Origin of the sequence: Funiculus sociatus GB2-C1, from assembly GCF_039962115.1 — a bacterium.
GTDB classification, from domain to species: Bacteria; Cyanobacteriota; Cyanobacteriia; order Cyanobacteriales; family FACHB-T130; genus Funiculus; species Funiculus sociatus.
Genome location: NZ_JAMPKJ010000120.1, coordinates 1 through 8716 on the forward strand (window position 1 = coordinate 1; position 8716 = coordinate 8716).

9 protein-coding genes and 1 tRNA gene are annotated in these 8716 nt (G+C 42.4%); 9 read left to right on the plus strand and 1 reads right to left on the minus strand.

The features are described from left to right. Positions 1–282: 282 nt before the first annotated feature. Positions 283–1896 carry a WD40 repeat domain-containing protein gene (locus NDI42_RS28240; protein WP_190453509.1) on the minus strand — a complete coding sequence of 538 codons (1614 nt, stop codon included), beginning with the start codon at positions 1894–1896 and terminating at the stop codon, positions 283–285. Between the two features lie 397 nt (positions 1897–2293). On the opposite strand from NDI42_RS28240, the gene NDI42_RS28245 reads away from it, so the two are divergent. The 9 genes from NDI42_RS28245 (at position 2294) to NDI42_RS28285 (ending at position 8393) form a co-directional block, all read left to right on the plus strand. Further along, complete coding sequence (locus NDI42_RS28245; RefSeq protein ID WP_190453512.1) at positions 2294–2500, plus strand: hypothetical protein; 207 nt, start codon at positions 2294–2296, stop codon at positions 2498–2500. After that, complete coding sequence (locus NDI42_RS28250) at positions 2500–2769, plus strand: type II toxin-antitoxin system RelE/ParE family toxin (protein ID WP_190453514.1); 270 nt, start codon at positions 2500–2502, stop codon at positions 2767–2769. The genes NDI42_RS28245 and NDI42_RS28250 overlap by 1 nt, the downstream gene beginning before the upstream one ends. A gap of 296 nt (positions 2770–3065) precedes the next feature. Further along, positions 3066–3266, plus strand: a complete 201-nt coding sequence (locus NDI42_RS28255; protein ID WP_190453517.1) for a nucleotidyl transferase family protein — start codon at positions 3066–3068, stop codon at positions 3264–3266. Between the two features lie 960 nt (positions 3267–4226). Then, a tRNA-Ile gene (locus NDI42_RS28260) sits at positions 4227–4293 on the plus strand. A 68-nt stretch (positions 4294–4361) separates the two neighbouring features. Continuing rightward, positions 4362–4745: a 50S ribosomal protein L7/L12 gene (gene rplL, locus NDI42_RS28265; protein WP_190453520.1), complete on the plus strand. Its 384-nt coding sequence runs from the start codon at positions 4362–4364 to the stop codon at positions 4743–4745. 8 nt (positions 4746–4753) lie between these two features. After that, on the plus strand, positions 4754–5179 hold the full coding sequence (locus NDI42_RS28270) for a hypothetical protein (protein WP_199311084.1): 426 nt from the start codon (positions 4754–4756) through the stop codon (positions 5177–5179). Between the two features lie 179 nt (positions 5180–5358). After that, positions 5359–6792 (plus strand): hypothetical protein, encoded by a 1434-nt coding sequence (locus NDI42_RS28275; RefSeq protein WP_190453526.1) that lies wholly within the window; start codon positions 5359–5361, stop codon positions 6790–6792. A 151-nt stretch (positions 6793–6943) separates the two neighbouring features. After that, positions 6944–7606, plus strand: a complete 663-nt coding sequence (tsf, locus tag NDI42_RS28280) for a translation elongation factor Ts (RefSeq protein ID WP_190453528.1) — start codon at positions 6944–6946, stop codon at positions 7604–7606. A 121-nt stretch (positions 7607–7727) separates the two neighbouring features. Further along, complete coding sequence (locus NDI42_RS28285) at positions 7728–8393, plus strand: Uma2 family endonuclease (RefSeq protein ID WP_190453531.1); 666 nt, start codon at positions 7728–7730, stop codon at positions 8391–8393. Positions 8394–8716: the final 323 nt, after the last annotated feature.

Here is an 8716-nt window from a genome sequence, read left to right on the forward strand (position 1 = left end):
AATCGTCGAAAAAGATTTGGTTTAAGGTTTAATCTGATTGCTGCTCTCTACAATTACGAGCTTTGCCTCCCCAAAATCAAATCTTCCTGAGCGACTTTTGCAAGAGGTCTATTGAAATGCCAGATAGGTAGATTACAAACATGAAATACAAAACATCATTGATTTTGCGGCATCAACAAATCGAGGACAGTATGCAAACGTTCTCACACCCTTGGTATCCAAAATCCGAAATCTCAGGTACACAAATGGGGCGTTTGTTGAACTAACCTTGGTTAGTTAAGCTTAGTTAAGCCGTTGCCAAACCTTAACTATATGTTTTGCTCCTGCTACCAAAAGCTTTCCATCCAAGCTAAATGCTATTGCATGACTTCTACTCCAACGGTTTCTAAGTTGATTGGGATATTCACAAATCAACTGACCTGTATCAACTTGATAAAGATATACTGTTCCATCGGTGTCGATGCCTGCAAGCAACTGATTATCAGAACTAATTGTGACTGCATCAATACAAGCTTTATGTGGAATCTCATATCTAAGATTCGGTCTTACTCCGTTCAGCAGATTTTCATATGATATATTCCACATTCTGATCGTCTTATCATAGCTGCAACTTGCTAGTAACAAGCTATTATTGGAGAAGCAGATATTACTAATTTCTTCGTTATGTGCAAGAAATTTGCCAACCATCTGTTGCTCTTCAATTTTCCAAAATCTAATATTTCTATCTTTTCCCGCCGCTCCTAAAATATTACCTTTAGGATGAACCGAAACTGAATTTACACAATTCTCGGCATCTAAGGTAAACTCTAACTCATGTTTAGTTAAATTCCATACTTTAATAGTTTCATCGGCACTACCACTAACAAGTTTTTCTCCTTGTGGAGTATAGGCTAAGGAATATATTGAACTTGAATGTCCTGTTAATATCTTAAGTAATTTTTTCGTTTTAGAAGCCCAAACTCTTATTGTTTCGTCGTCACTTGCTGAAGCAAAAAACTGATTGTCGGGACTTAAAGCAAGAGCAGTTACATCACCACTATGCCCATCGCCAGCCTCTGTTCTAGTACTTTTAATACTATGTTGTAAAGTTTGATGTTCTAAATCCCAGAATTTAATACAGTGACAACTATCTCCGGTTACAACCGTTTTATTAGTTCGACTGATGATTAGACTGCATATATCTCCACCTTTAGTTTTAATCTCGCATTCTCTCCACTGCAAATTCTGCATGAATTCTAGATTTTTCAGATAGTTCTTTAAACCGCTACCGTGAAGCAAATCCTCTATTGTAACAGTAACAAACGAGTCAGCTTCATTTTTCTCAAAATTACTTATACTCTCGCTAATTCTCCGCTTGATTAAGGCTGAAGGAATAAAGCCGGCCATAACAAGCCTATATTCAGAACGAAACTCATCAAAAGATTGATGCGCCCAATTCTTATCATGAACTAGCACACAGGCTAAAATTTCATTAGAATCGATTTCACTGCTGGAAAATCTCCATTGACTTTTTGTATTTCCATATCTAGTTTTAACTTGCATTCCAACATTCCTATTGGAACTACTTCTAAAATCCACCTTGCCGTCACCAGTAGGAAGAATTTCGTAATTTAATGGGGTGATGTAATCTCCAAGACAATGTTTTACAGTAAGTTCTCCAACCTTTCCTTTGAAGTGATTACAAAAAGTTGTGCGTGCATCGTTACTTTGATGCCTAAATTTATTAACCATGCACCAAGCGAACGCACGAGCCTCTGTTAATTCATCCAATGTGATAATCTTTAACTCGCTGTAATTGCCCTCATATCTAGAACATAATAATTCTTCATCTTGATTGGTATTCAGCCTTTGTATAAACTCAACTTGTATTGACTTCAAAAGGTTAATAACGTCCATAACTTGCTAGAGTTGCTTCTAAATGACTCAATTATCTCCTAGACGAGGTTGTGTGAGAGAGGAGTTAAAGGGAGCTAACACGTCAGTACAGCGGACGGCTGATTCAGCCTTCGTCTTTGCTTGTAGGCTATCTCCCACCACTGACGTTTGCCGTTAGACGCTTTTGTGATGTCATGTTTGCTCGCCTTACCTTCCATCTCACTTCAAGCGTTGGGTTTCGTTTCGACTTATCTGTCACTGATGAGTTTAGCGGCTAGCGTTCCAAGGGGAGCGATCGCGGTTAGGTTGAGATTGCGGGTAGACAATCGACCTTGAATCAGCCTTATGTGGGTACTCATCCTGAGAAATCAGCGTCATGCTAGATTGATTAAGTAAGCCCTACACGGTGTTTCAGGCTATGAGCTTCAGTGATGTAATCGAGGCAATCAAAAGCCTCTCCACAGAGGAGAAGCAAGAAATTCAATTGCTACTGAGGCAGTATCTACGGGAAGAGCGCCGTGAGGAAATATATGAAAATTTTCAAACAGCACGAGTAGAAGAGCAAAATGGCGAACTGAGATTTTCCTCCGATATTAATGCGCTGAGACAGTTAATAGAGGAGTGATGGTAGAAATTACTTTTAGTTCCTCATTCCGTCATGCTTTCAAAAAGCGAATCAAGGGAAATTTAGATTTAGAAGCAAGATTTTGGCAAAAAGTAGAGCAATTTACTATAGACCCATTCGATCAAAGCTTGAAAACTCACAAATTGTCAGGCAATCTCAAGGATCTATGGAGTTTTACCCTGGAATACGACGAGAGGGTGTTATTTTACTTTACTGAGGATGGGAATGCTGTATTTGTAGATATTGGTAGCCACGACGAGGTGTATTAAAAAACACGATCGGCCTATAAGCGGTCTACGTATAACCTTTCTGCACCAGACATTTCACTGCAAGCATTAGACTTTGTTTCGGGGTTATCTGTCGCTGATGAGTTTAACTCTTAGCGTTCCAAGGATGCGATCGCTTACGCCGATACCAAAGGGTATGGCTTGCTTTCAGGATGAAAAAAAGAAATTTTTCCATCCCCTTGACAATTATGTATTACGATTGTAGTATATAAATTAAGGCAAACAAATCAAACCTGTTTAATACGCTTTGCCAACCAGCTTTTAAGGAGGTGTCTAAAATGGTTCACATTCGTTTTGAAGGTCGTTCCTACGACATCACAGAAAATCAACTGGGTGTGACGGCTGGAATGAACGACAAAGCCGTTAAGGAACGCCTTGCACAGCATTTTGATGTTAGACGCGATCGCTTAGAAACATACGTTATTGAGCGTCGTCCCAGCGGCGATCTAATCATCCGTCCAGAAGCCGTATATGGCTAGATAAAAACTTTCACTCTGTGTCCCGATAGAAGAAGCATACACTCTTTTCGTAACTATAACGGCCCTAAGGTAGCGATGTTCGGGCAACCGGCTAGCGAAGCATTCTAAATCTCACGTTAGATTAAGTTTGCGCGTCCACTACCAGGTGTAACCTTGGTAAGAACGGCAGATGTGAAATAGCTTTTTCGACTTGCATGGAGCAACCTTTTAAAACCTTTTCCCGCGCCCTAATTTGTGAAGCATACACACATTCCCGTTACGATCGGGGAGGTAGTGGGTACTCTTCGAGAAGGCTTCGCCTACGATTCCCACCAGCTGCATTAAAAGCGGCTGTAGCTCAATGGATAGAGCGCCAAAGTGAAAACAGCTTTGCTAACTTTGCGGGATTAAAAATTACAAATCGTGGGTATCGATGGCACGCGCCCCGACTTTTGAAGCATACAAACTGGTAACGTTCGGGAAACCGAATTGTAGGTTCAATTCCTACCCTCTCCGCCTTTTGGAGAGGTGTAAAAAAAGCTTCTTAGACTTGCGTGTAGCCTCTCATATTTCTCCATAAATGCAGAGAAAAATATCCACTTCGCACCCTAACTGAGAAAGCTTACATACTAACTCTGTGGTAGAGTGATCGACTCTTAATCGATAAGTCGGGTTCAACTCCCGAAGCAGCTTTCTGAACTTGTGCGAGGTGACAATTTTTTCAAAAACAGATTGCCAACTAAATAGTGTTTTTTATGGATACTCAGCTTTAAATTTTGTGTTCCGCACCCTAACCTGAGAAGCATACACACATCCGCCTGATAAGCGGGAAATGTAGGTTCAATTCCTACCGCTGCCATTATTTGGCAGTGTAGAGTAACGGTAACTCTCCAGTGAATAGCTTTTTAAACTTGTGCGGGACACTGATTATTTCTAATTGTCAAAATTCCCACTACGCGCCCTAATCGATAAAGCTTACATACTAGCCGAATTGGTACAGGCGCTTGACTGATAATCAAGATTATGCAGGTTCAAATCCTGCGTATAAACAAACAGCTTTTTCAACTTGCGCGTAGTGTCAATATTTCATATCTAACGATGAGGAGGAGTATAACAATGTCTGTAAAAACACTTAATATTTTAGAGCAGTTGAAATCATTAACGCTAATTGAGACTGCTGAACTGGTTACGCAAATTGAAAATACTTTTAGAGTAGATGCTTCTCCTCGCCAGTGGACAGTGATTACTGAGGAAAAAGAGGACAAGTCTGAAAAACCCCCAGTACAAACTGAGTTTAATGTGGTTCTGGAGGAAGTTCCTGCTGATAAGAAAATTGCAATACTCAAAGTTGTACGGACTTTGACAGGATTGGATCTGAAGGCAGCAAAAGATTTTGTTGAGTCAACGCCGAAAGTAGTGAAGGAAGCGATCGCGCTTGACATAGCCTCTGATATCAAACAACAACTGGAAGCAGCAGGCGCAAAAGTTTATCTCAGTTAATGATGGTTGTGAAATACCAATCAGTCGGTGAGATAGAAAATCTAATTGCGGCATTCGAGAATTGCACCTTGCCACGAAGCGAGTGGGATCATCATGCACACTTAACCGTTGCAGTATGGTATCTCACTCGTTACTCGGAGGGAGAAGCGACGAATTTAATCCGCGATCGCATCCAGCACTACAACAAAGTTAATGGCATCCAAACCACCAACGACAGCGGCTATCACGAAACCATAACTCTATTTTGGATTCGGATAATAAGTAGATATCTGTCGATTGCAGGGAAAAATTTTTCTATCGTAGATATTGTTAACGAGTTTATCAAAAATTACGGGAAAAAGTCTTTTCCATTGCAATACTACAGTCGCGATCGCTTAATGTCTTGGCAAGCTCGGATAAGTTGGATCGAACCGGATTTGAAACCTTTAGATTAGCAGGGATGACAGTCTCTTGCTTGGCGAATTATAATGGCAGTTGTCGCCGCGCCCCAACAGAAAAAGCTTACATACCCTGTTAAGGTAAAAAAACCGCTTTTTCGACTTGCGCGGCACCAAATTACTTGCGTGCGACATCTGCCTCCTCAACACTTCAAGATGAAATGGAGGTAGTTGCAATGAATACACTAGAACGCGACTTGCGTTTGGAAATGCTCAATAGTCTGCTGACTACGCCACACCGGGAATTGGGTAAGGTAGCAGAAGTGCATAAGATGATGGTGGAACTTGACCCCATCTTTTACGGACACCTGGCTGTATGGTATCAGCGTCAGGGTGATGTGCGCGACCACAAGGAAGTTTTTGTCGGCAATTTGCTTACCAGCAGCTTGAACGAACATCGGGGTGCGGGTTTTATGATGCTACAAGAATTTCCGCCTTATCAGGTGGCAAGAATTGTAGACTTTATGAAGCAGCATCAGCAAAAGTTACCGCGTTCGGCGCGGACTGCGGTGCGGCGTTATTTGCAGGAACGGGAAAAGAATGCTGCGTTTTTCGATCGCGCTGCGGTGCGAGGACGCAAGGCGATGAAGCATCTTTATGCAAGTTTGCACATACGCCCTAGCGATAGCGCTAACGCCGTACTATTCAAAGATGCACCGCCTGAAGATAGCCTTGCGTTTGCACTCAAGCAACTTGCAAAAGCAGAAACACCACAAGCACAAGCACAACTGATTGCAGAACACAAAATTCCCTACACTGTCGCCATTGGTGCAGTGAAGGAAGTAACGCCAGAGGTGCTGATGGCGCTGGTTAACGCCATGTCACCGCAAGAAGCCATCAATAACCTTAAGTCACTCCAAGCGCGAGGTGCGATGGAAAACGCTGAGGTGAAGGTGTTGATTGATGCAAAACTGACAGAAGCTGCAACAAGCGATCGCGTGTCTGCATTCAAGGCGATGAAAGCCGCAGGTGTTGCTAACGTCGATGATGCAACTGTGGCGCAACTAGAGCAAGTTGTCAACGAACAGGTGAAAAAGCGGGGTAAGATTACCAAGTCTACCGCCTTGTTTGTAGACAAAAGCAGCAGCATGACTGAAGCGCTGGAAGTCGGAAAGCAAATTGCAGCTTTGATTTCTGGCATCAGCGAAGGTAACTTGTTTGTTTATGCTTTCGACACCAAAGCTGTTGAAGTAAAAGCACAAGGTAAAGCGCTGTCAGATTGGGAGAAAGCTTTCCAGAAGCTGTTTCCGGATGGTTGCACTAGCATCGGTGCATCGCTGGAAAAGATGCGGCAAAACAAGCAGTCGGCAGAACAAATTATCATCGTTACCGATGAAGGCGAAAACAACGCTCCTTTCTTCAACACAGTTTATCCCCAATACTGCGAAGAATTGAAGGTTGTGCCGAATGTAATTATTGTCAAAGTCGGCAATCACGGCAACTACTTAGAAAAACAATTGCAGCAATCTCAAGTTTCGCTGGAGACATTCACCTTCGCAGGTGATTACTACTCGCTGCCAAACTTGGTGCCATTGTTGTCTCGTCCATCTCGCCTTGAGTTGTTGATGGAAATTCTAGAGACACCATTGCCAGTGCGAGTTGATAACTAGATCTGCTCAATTGTAGCGCCATAGTAGCGTGAGAAAACCTAACCTCCTAATCCCTTTCCCTCGTAAGGAAGCGGAAGAAAAAAGCCCCTCTCCTGCGAGGAGAGGGGTTGGGGAAAGGTCAACAAAATTATTAGTCAAGGAGGAACCAAACATGGTGGAAATAACTGCAAAAGCCGTCAAAGAACTGCGCCAACAAACAGGTGCAGGCATGATGAATTGTAAAAAGGCGCTGGATGAAACCAATGGCGATATGGCGAAAGCGATCGCATGGTTGCGGCAAAAAGTTATGGTTAGCACAGGAGGATGCGGAAGTCGCATTTCGGCAGAAGGAATTATTGACAGCTACATTCATACTGGCGGTAGAGTCGGCGTGCTAGTAGAAGTGAACTGCGAAACTGATTTTGTAAGTCGCAGTGAAGTATTTCAAAATCTGGTGCGAAACATCGCCATGCAAATTGCCGCTTGTCCGAATGTAGAATACGTGAAAGTAGCAGACATTCCGGCTGCAATTGTCGAGAAAGAAACACAAATCGAAATGGGACGGGATGACTTAACTTCCAAACCAGGAAACATCAAAGAAAAAAATCTTCAAGGACGAATTGAAAAACGCCTGAAAGAAATGTCTTTGATGGATCAGCCTTACATTCGCGACCACAGTATCGTGGTGGAAGAACTGGTTAAGCAAAGCGTAGCTCAACTCGGCGAAAATATCCAAGTGCGTCGCTTTGTCCGCTTTAACTTAGGCGAAGGCATTGCAAAGCCAGAAAGCAACTTTGCCGAAAAAGTCGCTGCACAAATGGGCGGTAGGGAATAAAGCTGACAGTTTATACTTGTGGGGTGGGCATCTTGTCTGCCCTACTTGCTTCAGAATCGTTAAGCTACTTCTACTCAGCACTTCCAAGATAGGATAGTCTTAATAATAAAAATTTGAAACAATGGCAAGCCCTTCCCTGCCAGTTCAAGATATACCTAGAGAACGTACCCATCGAGTTATCCTGCAAGGGGTTAGTTGGCAAACTTATCAAGCATTGTTAACTGAAATGGGGGATAATCGTTCTTCTCGTCTTGCCTACGATCGAGGTGTATTAGAAATCACAATGCCGTCCGACCGCCACGAAACCAACACGAAGCTTTTGGAACGGATGATCGAGGCATTAACTGAAGAGTTAGATTTACCGATAAAAGGATTTCGTTCAACAACTCTAAATCGAGAAGACTTACAGCGTGGTGCAGAACCAGATTCTTGCTATTACATCCAAAATGTTGAGCGCATTCAAGGTAGAACGATAGACCTTACCAAAGAGCCTGCACCTGATTTAGTGATTGAGGTTGATATTACCAGTCCCTCTAGTAAAAGATTGCAAATTTACAGTCAGTTAGGAGTTTCCGAGGTTTGGCGTTATGTTGGACAGACGGTAGAAATTAACCAGTTACAGGCAGGAATATACAATCTCTGCGAGAATAGCCCAACCTTTCCATTTGTATCTGTAGAAATTATCAATCAATTTTTACAGCAAGCAGAAACCCAGGATGATACTACTTTTATTCGTACTTGGCGTAAGTGGATAAGGGAGAAGCTGCGGGAAAAAGAGGATCGGTGAGGATGCGATGATCGGATTGTAGGATATTTTGCTAAAACCTCGTTAATGTTATTCCTTCTTTATGAATAGAAATTCCCACATACATCGTCATTTGTGGTGCCTTAAAACCTAAATAGCAACCATCTGGAGAGCTTATAGTTAATTCACCGCCTTCTGTAGCACTAATTCGTCCTCCTCTGTAGAACATATTTAATTCTTCAAAAATTAATCCTCACCGTTCGCTCATTTGGATGACCCAGTAACCAAATAAATAGCTTCAAGTGTAGCCGTACTGGGCAATTCGGCTATGGAGAAGATGCACCAACTACAGACTTAACGGCATC